General features: G+C 70.2%; 14 protein-coding genes. All 14 read right to left on the reverse strand.

The window, feature by feature from the left end; genetic code table 11:
- Entirely contained in the window at positions 1-642 is a 642-nt protein-coding gene (locus tag OHT21_RS06270; RefSeq protein ID WP_328767244.1) for a phosphorylase family protein, read from the reverse strand.
- Entirely contained in the window at positions 642-2648 is a 2007-nt protein-coding gene (shc, locus tag OHT21_RS06275) for a squalene--hopene cyclase (protein WP_328767245.1), read from the reverse strand. The genes OHT21_RS06270 and shc overlap by 1 nt, the downstream gene beginning before the upstream one ends.
- Before the next feature lie 118 nt (positions 2649-2766).
- On the reverse strand, positions 2767-3840 hold the full coding sequence (locus tag OHT21_RS06280) for a polyprenyl synthetase family protein (protein ID WP_328767246.1): 1074 nt from the start codon (positions 3838-3840) through the stop codon (positions 2767-2769).
- Positions 3841-3899: 59 nt separating this feature from the next.
- Positions 3900-5390, reverse strand: coding sequence for a hydroxysqualene dehydroxylase HpnE (gene hpnE / locus OHT21_RS06285; protein WP_443050619.1), 1491 nt, complete (start codon positions 5388-5390; stop codon positions 3900-3902).
- Between the two features lie 86 nt (positions 5391-5476).
- On the reverse strand, positions 5477-5617 hold the full coding sequence (locus tag OHT21_RS44600; protein ID WP_443050322.1) for a DUF6380 family protein: 141 nt from the start codon (positions 5615-5617) through the stop codon (positions 5477-5479).
- Positions 5617-6567: a presqualene diphosphate synthase HpnD gene (gene hpnD, locus OHT21_RS06290; RefSeq protein ID WP_328767247.1), complete on the reverse strand. Its 951-nt coding sequence runs from the start codon at positions 6565-6567 to the stop codon at positions 5617-5619. The genes OHT21_RS44600 and hpnD overlap by 1 nt, the downstream gene beginning before the upstream one ends.
- On the reverse strand, positions 6564-7466 hold the full coding sequence (gene hpnC, locus OHT21_RS06295; protein ID WP_328767248.1) for a squalene synthase HpnC: 903 nt from the start codon (positions 7464-7466) through the stop codon (positions 6564-6566). Before hpnC ends, hpnD begins: the two co-directional genes overlap by 4 nt.
- Before the next feature lie 393 nt (positions 7467-7859).
- Positions 7860-8645, reverse strand: coding sequence for an ABC transporter ATP-binding protein (locus OHT21_RS06300; RefSeq protein ID WP_328767249.1), 786 nt, complete (start codon positions 8643-8645; stop codon positions 7860-7862).
- Complete coding sequence (locus tag OHT21_RS06305; RefSeq protein WP_328767250.1) at positions 8638-9567, reverse strand: ABC transporter permease; 930 nt, start codon at positions 9565-9567, stop codon at positions 8638-8640. The genes OHT21_RS06300 and OHT21_RS06305 overlap by 8 nt, the downstream gene beginning before the upstream one ends.
- A 96-nt stretch (positions 9568-9663) precedes the next feature.
- Positions 9664-10548 (reverse strand): glycosyltransferase family 2 protein, encoded by an 885-nt coding sequence (locus tag OHT21_RS06310; protein WP_328767251.1) that lies wholly within the window; start codon positions 10546-10548, stop codon positions 9664-9666.
- Positions 10545-11324, reverse strand: a complete 780-nt coding sequence (locus OHT21_RS06315) for a CDP-alcohol phosphatidyltransferase family protein (RefSeq protein WP_328767252.1) — start codon at positions 11322-11324, stop codon at positions 10545-10547. The genes OHT21_RS06310 and OHT21_RS06315 overlap by 4 nt, the downstream gene beginning before the upstream one ends.
- Entirely contained in the window at positions 11302-12375 is a 1074-nt protein-coding gene (locus OHT21_RS06320; RefSeq protein WP_328767253.1) for an iron-containing alcohol dehydrogenase family protein, read from the reverse strand. The genes OHT21_RS06315 and OHT21_RS06320 overlap by 23 nt, the downstream gene beginning before the upstream one ends.
- Positions 12363-13124: a phosphocholine cytidylyltransferase family protein gene (locus tag OHT21_RS06325; RefSeq protein WP_328767254.1), complete on the reverse strand. Its 762-nt coding sequence runs from the start codon at positions 13122-13124 to the stop codon at positions 12363-12365. Before OHT21_RS06325 ends, OHT21_RS06320 begins: the two co-directional genes overlap by 13 nt.
- A complete protein-coding gene (locus OHT21_RS06330; protein ID WP_328773972.1) occupies positions 13121-14929 on the reverse strand; it encodes a DUF5941 domain-containing protein in 1809 nt (602 codons plus the stop codon). Before OHT21_RS06330 ends, OHT21_RS06325 begins: the two co-directional genes overlap by 4 nt.
- Between the last annotated feature and the right edge of the window lie 189 nt (positions 14930-15118).

Genomic DNA, 15118 nt, shown 5'->3' on the forward strand with positions numbered 1-15118 from the left:
TCACCTCCTGGGGAGCAGCAAAGAACGGTGCCATTCGACGAAAGCGGGAAGGACGGCACGAAGAACGCGGAAAGCCGATATTCCACCGCGTACCGTGCCGATCCGGACGAGTTCATGTTCTGGAGCGTCCACGACCACCCGGACGGCCGCAACCGGGCGGGAGCCCGCGCGGACGGCGCTGTGGAGTGTGGCCGCCGACTCCATGTCGACCGCGATTGCGCCGGTCCTGAGCAGTTCCGACCGTTCGTGTCCGCGGACGACGTGGTCGGAGCCGGTGAGCGGTCCGGTGTGTACGGTGCGCCCGGGCAAGGCACGCACCAGTTCCTTGACGAGCAGCTCGGTGCCCACGCACGGAGTGCGGCCCCGAGCGTCCCGGGTCTCCTCGGCGACGACCAGGTCACCGGGGTGCATGCCGGGCGCGAGTCCGGCGCAGAAGCCCGTGGCCAGGACGGCCGCGTCCCTCAGCGCCGGACCGGCGAGCGCCCGGTTGATCGCCCGGTCGGCGGCCAGGGGCCCCATGCCGGTCCGCAGCACGGTGACCGGACCGTCCGCACCGCCGCGCCCGCCCCCGCGCAGGGCAAGACGTTCGATGCCGAGCGCGCAGGCGATCAGCAGCGGGGCGGCGGCAGGTGTCGTGGCCATCAACTCCCTTTCGCCTGCGGGCCGCTGAACGGCTCGCCGTGGACGTACCGGCCGAGTGCGGTCAGCGGGAAGACCTGCCGGTAGAGGTGGTAGTTGATCGAGAAGTCCCACGGGAAGCCGGTGCCGGTGAAGTACGGCTCGTCCCAGGTGCCGTCCTCCCGCTGGGTCTGGGCCAGCCAGGCGATCCCGCGCTCCACTGCCTTGGACTCCCGCTCCCCCGCCGCGAGCAGCGCGAGCAGGGCCCAGGCGGTCTGCGAGGCGGTGGAGGCGCCCCGGCCGCTCCATTCCTTGACGTACTTGTACGAGCGCAGGTCCTCGCCCCAGCCGCCGTCGTCGTTCTGCACCGTCTCCAGCCAGTCGACGGCTCGGCGGATCGCCGGATGCGAGCCGGGCAGTCCGGCGGCGACCAGCGCGGGCACCACCGACCCGGTGCCGTATACGTAGTTGACGCCCCAGCGGCCGAACCAGGAGCCGTCCGCCTCCTGTTCGGCGAGCAGCCACTCGACGCCCCGCCGGGTTCGGGGATCGTGGGACAGTCCCTCGACGGCGAGCATCTCCACGACGTGCGCGGTGACATCGGCGGACGGCGGGTCGATCACCTCACCGAAGTCGCAGAACGGCAGCCTGTTGGGGAAGGAGCTGGTGTTGTCGACGTCGAAGGCGCCCCACGCGCCGTTCTTCGACTGCATGCCGAGGTTCCAGCGCACACCGCGTCCGATGGCCTTCTCGGCGCGCTCCGGGTCGTGGTGCTTGACGCGGCGCAGCGCGAGGACGACCTCGGCGGTGTCGTCGATGTCGGGGTAGTTGTCGTTGTGGAACTCGAACGCCCAGCCGCCCGGCGGCAGTTGGGGTCGGCGTACGGACCAGTCGCCGGGCCGGACGATCTCCTCGCCGAGCATCCAGTCCGCGGCCTTCACCAGCTGCGGATGGTCGGCGGGCAGGCCCGCGTCGGCGAGCGCGATGGTCGCCAGGCAGGTGTCCCACACCGGTGACTGGCAGGCCTCGATCATCCGGGCCCCGTCCTCGCGCCATACGGCGAACCGGTCCAGGGACTCCAACCCGGCCCGCATCACCGGGTGTTGGAGGTCGTAGCCGAGCAGACGCAGGGCGATGAGCGAGTACACGGCGGGCGGCTGGATGCCGCCCCAGCAGCCGTCGTTCTCCTGCCGCTCGATGATCCAGCGGGCGGCACTGTTCATGGCGGCCTTGCGCAGCCGGCGCGAGGCGACCTTCCGGTAGGCGTGCAGCGCCTTGTCGAGCCGCTGGAAGACGCCGTCCCAACTGGCCGCTGGAGCAAGCGGCTTGATGGGGTTCGGGTTGGCCGGGTCGGTGTGCAGTTCGTCGAGCGGGAACGGCGCGGGCCGTACCGGGCGCTTCGCCGAGACGATGGTGAGGGGCACGATGGTCTGCCGGGCCCAGCAGCCGAAGTCGTAGATGTTCAGCGGCATCCACTTGGGGAAGTAGATGAGCTCCGGCGGGAGTTCGGGCAGGTCGTCCCACTTCCACCAGCCGAACAGGGCCAGCCAGATCCGCGTGAAGACCCGAGCGGAGGCGATGCCGCCCTGCTCACGGATCCAGGCCGAGGCCTTCGCCATGTGCGGTTCGTCCGGGCTGTCACCGGCCAGCCGCAGCGCTACGTACGCCTCGATGGTGGTGGAGAGTTCGCCGGGCCCGCCGTAGAAGGTGGCCCAGGTGCCGTCCTCGCGCTGCTCGCCGCGGATGAACAGTCCGGCGGCATGCTTGGTCTTCTCGTCGAGGATGCCCAGGAACTGGCGGAGGAGCAGGTCCTCGGCGTCCATCGTGACGTTCGTCTCGAGGTCGCCCTTCCACCAGCCCTGGGCGTCCTGCGTCGTGAGCAGGAAATCGGTGGCGCGCTGTATCGCGCGCTGGGCGGCGTCCGATACGTCCAGGCTCCCGGCCGCCACGGGAGTCGTCATACGGGTTTCGCTGGCCGAGGCCGCGCGGGGCGGGAGTGCCCCGGTGCTTCCGTCGGTCGTCGCTGTCATGGCTTCCCCTTCGTGCAGTGTGCAATCGGTGCGTTCTGCTGTGGGTCCGCCGTCGGCCGGTGCTCGGGTTCCGCGACACCGGCCGGCGACTACGCGAGGGTTATTCGACCGATAGTGATCATCTCTTTCGTACGACGACGAAGTCGGCGAGCGCCACCAGCTCGGCCCGTACCCGGTCAGGCATCGAGATCGAGTCCAGGGCGTCGATGGCGGTCGTGTGCTGGCGGCGGGCCTCCTGAGCGGTCCACTCGCGGCCGCCCGCCTCCTCGATGAGCGCGGCGCGCGTGGCGAACTCCTCCTCGGAGAAGTTCTCGAAGTCGCTTGCCTTGGCGTCCTCGGCGAGCAGTTCACCGAGCCGCTCGGATGACGGTCCGCCCGCCGCGAGAGCGGCCACGACCGGCAGGGACTTCTTGCGCTGGCGCAGATCGCTCCAGGGCCGCTTGCCGGTGGCCTCCGGGTCGCCCCAGATGCCCAGCAGATCGTCCACGGCCTGGAAGGCGAGGCCGAGGTGGTAGCCGTATTTCTCCAGCGTGTCGGCGGTGTGGTCGTCGGCGCCGCCGAGCACGGCGCCGATGGAGCAGGCGCAGGCGAGCAGGGCGCCCGTCTTGTTGCCCTCCATCTCCAGGCACTCTTCGACGGTGACCCGCTCCCGGTGCTCGTAGGAGATGTCCTGCGCCTGGCCATCGATCAACGCGCGCGTGGCGGTCGTGAGACGGCGGGTGGCGCGGCCCGCCTCGGCCGTGCCGAGCTCCAGGAGGATCTCGTTGGCCAGCGCGAACAGGGCGTCGCCGACGAGGATGGCCTGGGCGGGGCCGTGCACCTTCCATACGGTGTCGCGGTGGCGGCGCTGTTCGTCGCCGTCCATCAGGTCGTCGTGCAGGAGCGAGAAGTTGTGCACCAGTTCAACGGCGACCGCACCCGGCACGCCCACCTCGGGGGCGGCACCGGCGGCCTGCGCGGACAGGACGGCGAGCGCGGGGCGTACGGCCTTGCCGCCGTCGCCGTCCGCGGGGTTGCCCTCGGCGTCGATCCAGCCGAAGTGGTAGGCGGCGACGGTGTTCATGGGAGGGGCCAGGCGGTCGATGGCCGCCCGCAGTACCGGTGTGGCCAGGGTCCGGCCGCGCCCCAGGAGCGCGGTCACGTCCACCGAGGTCCCTCGAGCGGGCGTCGATGCCGGGGGCACAGTGGGCACAGTCTCTCCTCTATTGGCGATACGGGGGGTGCGGGAGCCTGCTCCGCTCAGATCGAGCGTCACGCCGCCTCCTCGAAGAGCTCGAAGAGATGATCGCGAGGCCGGCCCAGGGCGCTGAGCGCGGCACCGGCCGCGCTCACACCACTGCGGACCGCACTCTCCATGGTCGCGGGCCACCCTGTGGCGGTCCACGCTCCGGCCAGGCAGAGGCCGGGTGCCTTGGTGCGGGCGCCGGGCCGCAGCCGCCCGACGCCTGGGGTGGGAGCGAACGTCGCGGTCCGCTCCCTGGTCACGAAGAAGTCCCGTACTTCGGCGCCGCGCGTGCCGGGCAGCAGCCGCTCCAGCTCCGGCAGATAGCGCTCGCGCAGCTCGGATACGGGGGCGTCGATCTCGTCGTGTGCGGCCGACTGCGACAGCGCGAGGTACTGGCCCTCGCGGAGGCCGGATGCCTCGGTCCGGTCGAAGACCCACTGCACGGGGCTGCCGAGCGCGGCGAAGAAGGGCTTGGCGAGCACCTTGCGGTCGTACACGACATGGATGTTGAGGATGGGCGCGGTGCCGATCTCGAGCAGCCGCTCGGGTTCGTCGAGCGCGCCCTCGGGCAGCAGATCGTGGGCTTCGCGCTGGGGTACGGCGAGCACGACCGCGTCGGCGTGGAGCGTCTCGCCGGGAACCTGAACCCTCCAACGCCCGTTCTCGTGGTGGGAGATGGAGGTGACCCGTGTTCTCACTTCGGTACGGACGCCCGCGGAGTCGAGCGCCTTGCGCGCCCTCAGGTCATGCAGTTCGCCCAGCGGGACGCGCGCCCAGCCGATGTCGGCCGCGCCCGGGTCGGACAGCAGACCGGTCTTGAACACCATCGCGGCGAGCCCGAGCGAGGCGTCGCCGGCCACCGCGTTGAGGGTGGCGACCCCGACGAGGTCCCACAGTGCTTCGACGGCACGCGCCGACTGACCGTGCCGGGTCAGCCAGCTGCCGAAGTCCTCGGTGTCGAGGGCCGGGTCGGCGAGGTCGAGTGCCTTGAGCGCGAGCGCGGCACGTCCGACCTTGGCGCGCTCGGCGAGCGAGAGATGCGAGTACGTGGCGAGGCTGCGTCCCAGATGCAGTGGTACGGGCAGCGCGTCGCGCCGTAGTCGGCCGAGGCGGCTTCCCACCGGCTTCGCCACATCGAGTACGGGCACGTCGAGCCGTTTCTGCAGTGGCGCGAGTTCCGCTCCGTCGACACGGTCGAGAAACCAGCGGTACGCCGTGCAGCAGCGCAGGTACACATGCTGGCCGTTGTCCACGGTGAGGTCGCCACGCTGGAAGGAGAAGGCGAGCCCGCCGAGCCGCGGCCGGCCTTCGAGCAGCGTGACGCGTACGCCCGCGTCGGCGAGCGTCAGCGCGGCGGTGATCCCGGCGAGCCCTCCGCCGACCACGACTGCTGCGTTTTTTTGAGGCTCGGTTCGCCTCCGGGGCGCTACAGCCGGTGCCGAGGACGCGACCGTGCTCGACCCTCCTTCGTCGGGCCTCCGCGCTCCCCCAGACTCCGTCCGGGGGGACCCCCACACGCCCTCGGCACCGACGCGCCCCTTCGGCTCACTCGCCGGGCAGCCGGGGCGATCCCCGTCGAATCCCTCGCCCTGTGTGGTGTCACTCATCGTGCGCCCTCCCCCGCGGCCGTGCCGTGGCGGTGGAGCGGTGCACGGCTGGCCGTTGAAGTCAGGGACGCCGTCGACGACCGGAGGGTTGCGCACCGTTTCCCAGGAGTTGTGTCACCTTGGCCCAGAGTGTCCATCAGGCGCGCCTCCTGACGGTTCCGCGGGAGACATGCCGGGCGTCGAGACCGGAGAGGCCGCGTACGGCGACGTACGCCTTCTCGCGTCCGGGCAGTGAGACTCGGCCGCGCAGCACTGCCTCCGGCTCGCGCTCGATGCGTTCGAGCAGGCGGCGGTAGATGCCGGCCATCGCGGCGACGCAGGCGCCGCTGCGTCGGTCCAGCATGGGCAGCAGCCGGTAGCCCTCCGCGAACAGAGCGCGGGCCCTGCGCACCTCGAAGTGCACCAGGCCCGCGAAGTCGGAACCGTCCGGCGGCTGGGAGCCCTTGAACCCGGCCGAGCAGCCGAACTTCGCGAGATCGTCCGCGGGCAGATAGGTCCGCCCGTCTTCGGCGTCCTCGCGAACGTCCCTGAGAATATTGGTGAGTTGGAGTGCGAGGCCGAGTGTGTCGGCGTACTCGGGCGCGCGCTCGACTCCGCGCGCCCCAGGTTCGGTGCCGAACACGCCGAGCGAGAGCCGCCCGATCGCCCCGGCCACACAGCGGCAGTAGACCTTCAGGTCGTCCCAGGTCTCGTAGGTCTCGCCGCGTACGTCCATCAGGACGCCGTCGATGAGTTCGTCGAGGCCGCCGAGCGGAATGGGGAAGTGGACCGCGGTGTGGCTGAGGGCGACGGCCACCGGGTCGGTGTCGTCCTCGTCCACTGAGCGGTCCCGGACCCGGGCGAGCAGTGCCCGGGTGTCCTCCAGGCGGGCCGCCTTGACCTCGGGTGCGAGCGCGCCGTCGCCGATGTCGTCGACCCGCCGCGAGAACGCGTAGAGCGCCGACATGGCCCGGCGCTTGTGCGTCGGCAGGAGTCTGATGCCGTACGCGAAGTTACGGGCCTGCTGTCCGGTCACTGCCTCGCAGTAGCTGTATGCGGCGAGTACCGGTGCGGACACGTGCGTGGGAGACTCCACGGCCTGGATCACCCCTCTCCTCGCAGAGTCATGCCCGCCTCGCGGAGCAGCCGGAGCCTGGCCGGTTTGGGCGGGCCGGAAAGTACGTCGTATTCGGCGGTGCGCATCGCGTGGATTGCCGCCTTCCCCCCTGCCACGAATCCGGCGAGCAGTAGCCTCAGCCTGCCGTGGACGCTACCCACGAGGGGGGTGCCTTCATTCAAGAGGTTCCGTGCGCGTTCGGTTTCGAATGCGACCAGTGCGCGCACCGATGCGCCCGCTGTAGGCAGGGCGAGATCCGCCTCTTGGACATGGAACCGTTTCATGTCCTCGGCCGGGAGATAGACGCGGTCGCGGCCGAGGTCCTCACTGACGTCCTGGAGGTGCTCGACGATCTGGAGTGCCGTGCAGACGGCGTCGGAGAGCCGCACCCGCTCCGGTGTCGAGGTGCCGGTGACGGCGAGGACGAGGCGGCCGACCGGGTTGGCGGACAGCTCGCAGTAGGCGAGGAGGTCGTCGTACGTCTCGTATCGCTTGACGAGTTGGTCCTGGCGGTTGGCCGCGATCAGCCCGAGGAACGGCTCGGGGCTGAGGCCGGCGCGGCGGACCGTCGGCTGGAGGCGGCGCAGGAGCGGGTGGCGCGGGGTCGCGTCGAAGACCCTGCGGAGGTCGGCCTCGAAGGCGTCGAGGAGGACGAGGCGGTCCTCGGCCTGTTCGGGGGACACACCGAGGAGGCGGGCGTCGGCGCCGCCGGGGGCCAGGTCGCCGTCACCGATGTCGTCGACGAGACGGGCGAAGCCGTACACCGCCATGAGGTCGGTGCGCCAGGCCCTGGGCAGGAAGAACGGAGCCACGGGGAAGTTCTCGTACGCGGCCTTGTCGAGGGTGGTGCGCTCCGGGCCGGGGGCGCGTGCGGTCCCGGCGGCCGTCACCGCTCGCTGCCCGGTACGGGGACGGCACACGCTTCGCGGAGCTGGAGAGTTTCCGTAGCCATTGCCGTCACGTCTCCCGTTCTACACCGCCGACCCAATATGCGCCCATTTCGGACACGCCGCCCGGACGTCCGCGCCTTCGCGGAGCGCCGGTCTCGCGCATTATCGCCCTACTTGCCGCGAATAAGCACCGGTACAGCTTACGTTGTACAACGTTCCGTGCTTCGCCTGGGTGTCCTGGACATCACAACAACACACCGATTGGCGTCAAGCTTCCTACGACGGCCCAGAGTTGACGTCCTCTTTTGCCCGGCTTGATCGTCCCTTGTACGGGCACGGCACGAGGGACCTCGCCGGAGGCGCTCCGGCGAGGTCGTCAGTGTGTGGCCCGGCCTACCTGCCGGTGAACTTCTCGTACTCCTTGAGGACCTCGTCGGTCGGGCCGTCCATGCGCAGCTCGCCGCGCTCCAGCCACAGGACGCGGTCGCAGGTGTCACGGATCGACTTGTTGTTGTGACTGACGAGGAAGACCGTGCCCGCGCTCTTGCGCAGCTCGCGGATGCGGGCCTCGGAGCGCTTCTGGAAGGAGCGGTCGCCGGTCGCGAGGGCCTCGTCGATCATCAGGACGTCGTGGTCCTTGGCGGCGGCGATGGAAAAGCGCAGGCGGGCGGCCATTCCGGAGGAGTACGTCCGCATGGGCAGCGTGATGAAGTCGCCCTTCTCGTTGATGCCGGAGAAGTCGACGATCTCCTGGTAACGCTCGCGGATCTGCTCGCGGGTCATGCCCATCGCGAGGCCGCCGAGGATGACGTTCCGCTCGCCGGTCAGGTCGTTCATCAGGGCCGCGTTCACGCCGAGGAGCGAGGGCTGGCCGTCGGTGTAGACCTTGCCCTCCTCGGCGGGCAGCAGCCCGGCGATGGCACGCAGCAGCGTGGACTTGCCGGAGCCGTTGGAGCCGATCAGGCCGATGGCCTCGCCGCGGTAGGCGATGAAGGAGACGCCGCGCACGGCGTGCACCTTGCGGACGCCGCGCTCCTCGCCGCCGCCTCGCTTGAGTATGCGGCTGAGGGCGGCGGTGGCGCTGCCCTTGCCGGTCTTGGCGCCGTTGACGCGGTAGACGATGTGCAGCTCGTCCGCGATGACGGTGGGGATCCGTGTGTCGGTGATCTGCTCAGCCACGGCCGTACCGCTCCTCAGCCTTCCAGAAGTACACGAACCCGCCGACGGCGACGAGGAGGGACCAGCCGACAGCGACCGCCCAGACATGTGGGGGCAGATTCTCGGAGCCGTAACCGTCGATCAGCGCGAAGCGCATCAGGTCCATGTAGATGGCGGCCGGATTCCACTGGAGGATGTCGGCGATCCAGGCGGGCTTGTCCTTCAGCATGATCGGGATGGAGAACATGACGCCGGACGCGTACATCCACGTACGCATCACGAACGGCATGAGCTGCGCGAGGTCCGGGGTCTTGGCGCCCGCCCGGGCCATGATCATCGCGAGGCCCGTGTTGAAAAGGAACTGCAGGACAAGGACCGGGATGATCAGCAGCCAGGACAGGCGCGGGTAACTGCCGAATCCGACCGCCACCGCGAACAGCACGATCATCGAGAAGAGCAGTTGCTGGAGCTGCTGGAGCGAGAAGGAGATGGGCAGCGCGGCGCGCGGGAAGTGCAGCGCCCGCACCAGGCCGAGGTTTCCGGCGATCGCCCGGACTCCGGCCATCACCGAGCTCTGGGTGAAGGTGAAGACGAACACACCGGTCACCAGGAACGGGATGTAGACCTCACGGTCCATGCCACGGTTGGCCCCCAGGATCAGCCCGAAGACCAGGAAGTACACCAGCGCGTTCAGCAGGGGTGTGGCCACCTGCCACAGTTGCCCGAGCTTCGCCTGGCTGTACTGGGCGGTGAGCTTCGCCTGGGAGAAGGCGAGGATGAAGTGACGCCGTCCCCAGAGCTGGCGGACGTACTCGACGAGTCCGGGCCGGGCTCCGCTCACGGCGAGCCCGTACTTGGCGGCGAGGTCCGCCGCGGAAAGCCCGTCATCGGGCGACGGGGCGGCGCTCACCGCGACTGACCCGTCATGCGTTGTCTCACTCACAGATGGAAACTTTCGTCCTCAATGTGCGCAGCCTGGTTCGGGCCTGGGCAGGAGCCAGGGACCGGGTACCGCCGATGCTCTCAGATACCGAGCTTGTCAGATGACGGGTGGGCGGCCCAGTCGCGTCAGGCGCCATACCGTACGCCACTTCATGGGGCGCCGTGGGCCGCACGAAGTGGTCCAGCCCTCGATGAAGCCGCCGAACCAGGCCTTCAGCGCAGGTCGCGAGGGGCGGCGGGCGAGGGTGAGGAGCATCCAGACGCCGAGGTATACGGGGACCAGGGGGGCGGGCAGGTTGCGGCGGGCGAGCCAGACGCGGTTGCGGGCCACCATGCGGTGGTAGACGGCGTGCCGGGAGGGGGCGGTCGTGGGGTGGTGGAGCACCATGTCCGCGCGGTAGTCGATCATCCAGCCGGCGTCGAGGGCGCGCCAGGCGAGGTCGGTCTCCTCATGGGCGTAGAAGAACTCCTCGGGCAGTCCGCCCACCTCGGCGAAGACCTTCGTACGGACCGCGTTGGCGCCGCCGAGGAAGGTGGTGACGCGGGAGTTGCGCATCGGGTCGGCGGCGCGCAGGCGCGGAACGTGGCGGCGCGCCGTGTCGCCGGTGTCGGGGTCGGCGATGCGGAAGCTGATGATCCCGAGCTTCGGGTCGGCCTCGAAGGCCTCGCGGCACAGCTCGGCGGTGTCGTTGCGGGCGAGCAGGCCGTCGTCGTCCAGGAAGAGGAGGACGTCCACGTCGGTGCCGCCGGGGCCGAAGGCCTCGATGCCGACGTTGCGGCCGCCCGGGATGCCGAGGTTCTCCGGCAGCTCGATGGTCCGTACGCCTTCGGGGACATCCGGCACCGGGGAGCCGTTGCCCACCACGACCGCCTCGACCGGGTCGCCGTCCTGCTTGGCGACCGAGTCGAGGAGGGCGCGGAGTTCGTCGGGGCGGTTGCCCATGGTGATGATCACCGCGCCGACCTTCAGGGCGGACGTCACTTCAGCCTGCTGGAGGCAAGGATGGACACCAGGTGCAGCAGGGTCTGCAGAAGCGCGATGCCGGCCAGCACGGCGACGCCGAGCCGCGAGAAGAACAGGTCGTCCCGGACCGTGTCCAGCACCGCCAGGACCAGGATCAGCAGCGACGCCTCGACGCCGAGGACGAGCCGGTGGAACTTCAGCGCGGCGGCGGCCTTGCGGGCCAGCGCCATCCCGGAGGAGCGCGGCTCGGAGGCCGACTCCTGGACCGGCGGCTTGCCGGTCTGGTGACGGGCGACGCCGACGAGGTCGGTCTCGGCCTTGATCAGGATCGCGCCGAGAGCGGCGAGGGTGCCGAGGAAGGCCCACAGCCAGTCGATCCGCCCGGAGCCCCACAGGTCGGCGGCGCGCAGTCCGAAGCCGACGAGGACCGCGGCGTCGCACAGGTAGGCGCCGACCCGGTCCACGTAGACGCCGGCGAGCGAGTACTGCTTGCGCCAGCGGGCTAGTTCGCCGTCGACGCAGTCGAACAGCAGGTAGAGCTGGACCATCAGCACGCCGAGCACGGCGCCCGGGATCCCCGGCACCAGCAGGGCCGGGGCGGCGAGGACGCCGAAGACGGTCATCAGGTAGGTCAGCTGGTTGGGCGTGACCTTCGTGTTCACCAGGTGCCGGTCGATACGCAGCGACAGCTCGCGCATGTACAGCCGGCCGGCCCAGTGCTCGCCGCTCCGCCGGTCCTTGACACCCGGGGGGTGCACGACCGGGCGGAGCTCAGCTACCGATGGCTTTTGCATAGTCGGCTGCATAGTCGGCGTATGCGTCCCTGATCTGGTCGGTGGACAAGTCGAGGTGCTCGAGGATCGTGTAACGGCCCGGCCGGGTCTTCGGAGCGAACTTCACGACCTCGACGAACTCGTCCACGGTGAACCCGATGTGCTCCGGAAGGACGGGCAGCCCGTGGCGGTGCAGCACCTCGGCCATGTACGCCGACTCCTCGTGGGCCCCGCGCAGGTGCATCGCGAAGGCCGCGCCCAGGCCACACTGCTCGCCGTGGCTGGCCGCGCGCTTGGGGTGCATGAGGTCGAAGGCGTGGTTGATCTCGTGGCAGGCACCGGAGGCGGGGCGGGAGTCGCCCGCGACCGACATGGAGATACCGGTGAGGACCAGGCCCTCGGCGAGCACCTGGAGGAAGCCGTCGTCACCGACGCCGCCGGGGTGCCGCAGCACGGCCTCGCCCGCCTGGCGCGCCATGGCGGCGGCCAGACCGTCGATCGCCTCGCCCTGCTCGCGGTTGGCGAGCTCCCAGTCCGCGACCGCGGAGATGTTGGACAGGGCGTCGCCGATCCCGGACCGTACGAAACGGACCGGAGCCTCACGGATCACGTCGAGGTCGATGACCACCGCGATGGGGTTCGGTACGCCGTAGGAGCCGCGTCCCGCGTCGTTGTCGAGGGTCGCGACCGGCGAGCACAGACCGTCGTGCGAGAGGTTCGTGGCGACGGCGACCAGCGGGAGGCCGATCCGCGCCGCGGCGAACTTCGCACAGTCGATGATCTTGCCGCCGCCGAGGCCCACGACAGCGTCGTAGTGCCCCGACTTCATCTCGTCGGCGAGCCTGATCGCGTCGTCGATGGTGCCGCCGCCGACCTCGTACCAGCTCGCGCCCGGCATCGCCGGAGCCAGCCGCTCCCGCAGCTTGGCCCCGGAGCCGCCGCTGATCGCGACGGCCAGCTTGCCGGAGTGCGAGATCCGCTGGTCGGCGAGAACCCCGGCCAGGTCGTCCAGGGCGCCCGGACGGATGTCCACGACGACCGGCGAGGGGATGAGCCTCGTCAGTACTGGCACGCGATCACACGCCCCTTGGCCAGGTCCTCGTGGTTGTCGATCTCGACCCACTTGACGTCGCCGATGGGCGCGACGTCGATACGGAAGCCGCGGTTCACGAGCTCCTGGTAGCCGTGCTCGTAGAACTGCTGCGGGTCGGTCTCGAAGACCGTCTTCAGCGCGTCGGCCAGCTCGTCGGCGGCCTCGCCCTCGATGAGCGTGACGCCGATGTACTCACCGGTCGCCTCCGCCGGGTCCATCAGCTTGGTGATCTTCGTCATGCCGCCCTCGGGGCCGACGACGACCTTCATCTCCTCGTCGGCGAGGTCCTTCACCGTGTCGAGGGCGAGGATGATCTTCTTGCCGTCGCCGCGGGCGGCGAGCAGCGTCTTCTCGACGGAGACCGGGTGCACGGTGTCGCCGTTGGCGAGGATCACCGAGTGCTTGATGGCGTCACGCCCGCACCACAGGGAGTAGGCGTTGTTCCACTCCTCGGCCTTGTCGTTGTCGATGAGGGTGATCTTCAGGCCGTACTTCTGCTCGAGGGCCTCGCGGCGCTCGTAGACGGCCTCCTTGCGGTAGCCGACGATGATCGCGACCTCGGTCAGGCCGATCTCGGCGAAGTTGCCGAGGGTGAGGTCGAGCACGGTGATGCTGTCCTCGTCACCTGCAGTGTCCTCAGGTCCTACCGGCACCAGTGCCTTGGGCAGGGTGTCGGTATAGGGGCGCAGACGCCGTCCGGCGCCGGCCGCCAGCACGAGGCCGATCATGCGGGTTCTCCTTCATCGTGTACGGCGGGTGCGCCGCGCTTGTGGGCGGTCACCCAGAATCGGATGCTCTCCACGAGCACCACGAGGGCCACGGCCACGGCGAGCGCCGTGAGCGCGACCTTGAAATCAGTGGCGGCGAGCAGCGCGGCCAGAACGGTGACCAGCAGCGTCCTGCCTTCGTGCCCGCCGATCGCCCGCACCAGCCAGCTCGGCGGCGCGCCGGCGTTGCCGCGGATGCGGTACACCGTGTCGTAGTGATGGTAGGCGACGGCCCCCACCAGCCCGAAAGCCGCTGGAAGGGCTCCGTTTACGTCGGCTTTGGCTGCCAGTACCAGGACGGTGACGTATTCGGCGGTGCGGAACACGGGCGGAACGAGCCAGTCCAGGGCACCCTTGAGGGGCAGTGCGACGGCCGCGGCCGAGGTGAGCGTGTAGAGCACGGCGCCGAGGACGGGCAGCCAACTGCCGTACGGCTCAAGGCAGACGGCGGCGACGAGGATCACAGCGCCGGACAGCGCGACGAGAACGCGCGGTCCGAACGGCGGCTTGGCGGGCAGCTTCTTCAGCAGCCCCGCCAGCAACTCCGCGACCGCGCCGCTGTCCGCGAGGTCCGCCAGCGCCCGAGCCGCCCGGTCCGTGCGCTGCGCCTTGCGCGTCAGGGACCGCAACACGCGCCCCGCCGTGGTGTAAGTCGCCGCGAACGCGCACCCGATGAGCAGCGCGTAGAAGGTGATACGAGGAGTCGTGACCGCCGTGAGCACGGCGATCATCGCCCAGCGCTCGCCGATCGGCAGGACGATCATCCTGCGCACCCAGACCGTCCAGCCGACGCTGTCGAGCCGGCCCGAAAGGGCCGCCGTGGGGCTGGTGTTGGCGGTGGCGTCGTGATTCGCCTCGTTGAAGGAGAAGTCGACGACATGTCGACAGGTCTGCAAAACCATCGCGCCGAGAGCGAGGGCCCATACGTCATCGCCGCCGCGGGCCGCGCCGAGCGCGAGGCCCGCGTAGTAGGCGTACTCCTTGGCGCGGTCGAACGTCGCGTCGAGCCAGGCACCGAGCGTGGAGTATTGCAGCGAGTAGCGGGCGAGCTGGCCGTCCGTGCAGTCCAGGACGAAGGAGAAGAGGAGCAGCAGACCGGCGGCGACGAAGCCGCCGCGGGTGCCGGTCGCCGCACAGCCCGCCGCGATGAGCGCGGTGAACAGCGAGGCCGTGGTGACCTGATTCGGGGTCAGTCCGCGGCGGGCGCACCAGCGGGCGAGATAGCGGGAGTAAGGGCTGATGCAGTACGTGGTGAAGAAGCCGTCACGGGACTTCACGGCCGTACGGAGCCTGATCGCCTCGTCGTCGACGGCGGCCACGGCCTGCCGGGCCTCGTTGCGGGCCTGCGGGTCGCGGGGGACTTCGGCGACGAGTTCGCCGAGTTCGGGGCGGTGCAGTTCGGTGTCGAGCAGCTCGGCGACGCGGTCGGCCACGATGCCGACGACCACGGAGCCGTTCGAGGCGTCACCGGCGGCCGTGCGCAGCGCGCGGTCCAGCGCGGGACGGGCGGCGGGGCGGACGGTCACGGCGCCGGGGATCGCGGCGGCGTCGAAGCGGGGGTCGGTGAGCCCGAGGCGCAGCGCGTGGACATGGCCCACGAAGCGGGCGTCGACGACGGCGACCGGCTGGTCAGCGGGTACGGCGGCGAGGAGCGTCTCGGCGTCGGCCGCGTCGGAGGCGACCCGCACGTCGAAGCCGAGCGACCGCAGATCGCCCTCGAGCGACGATCCGGGGACCGGCTGACCGGTGAGGATGGCGGTCGACAGACGAACTCACTCCCTGGGTTCCGACGCGTCCGCGGCGCCGGGCATGTACGCGATGGGGGCACCCAGGGCGGGGCCCCGGGCGGCGTGTCGGCAGAGGCTATCGGATGATGGGAATCCGCCGTTCACCGCCTGTTCACGGCCCGATCAGCGTGATCTGTATGCCGCGTCCGCTGCGATCATCATCGAGGA

This window comes from Streptomyces sp. NBC_00286, from assembly GCF_036173125.1.
GTDB lineage: Bacteria > Actinomycetota > Actinomycetes > Streptomycetales > Streptomycetaceae > Streptomyces.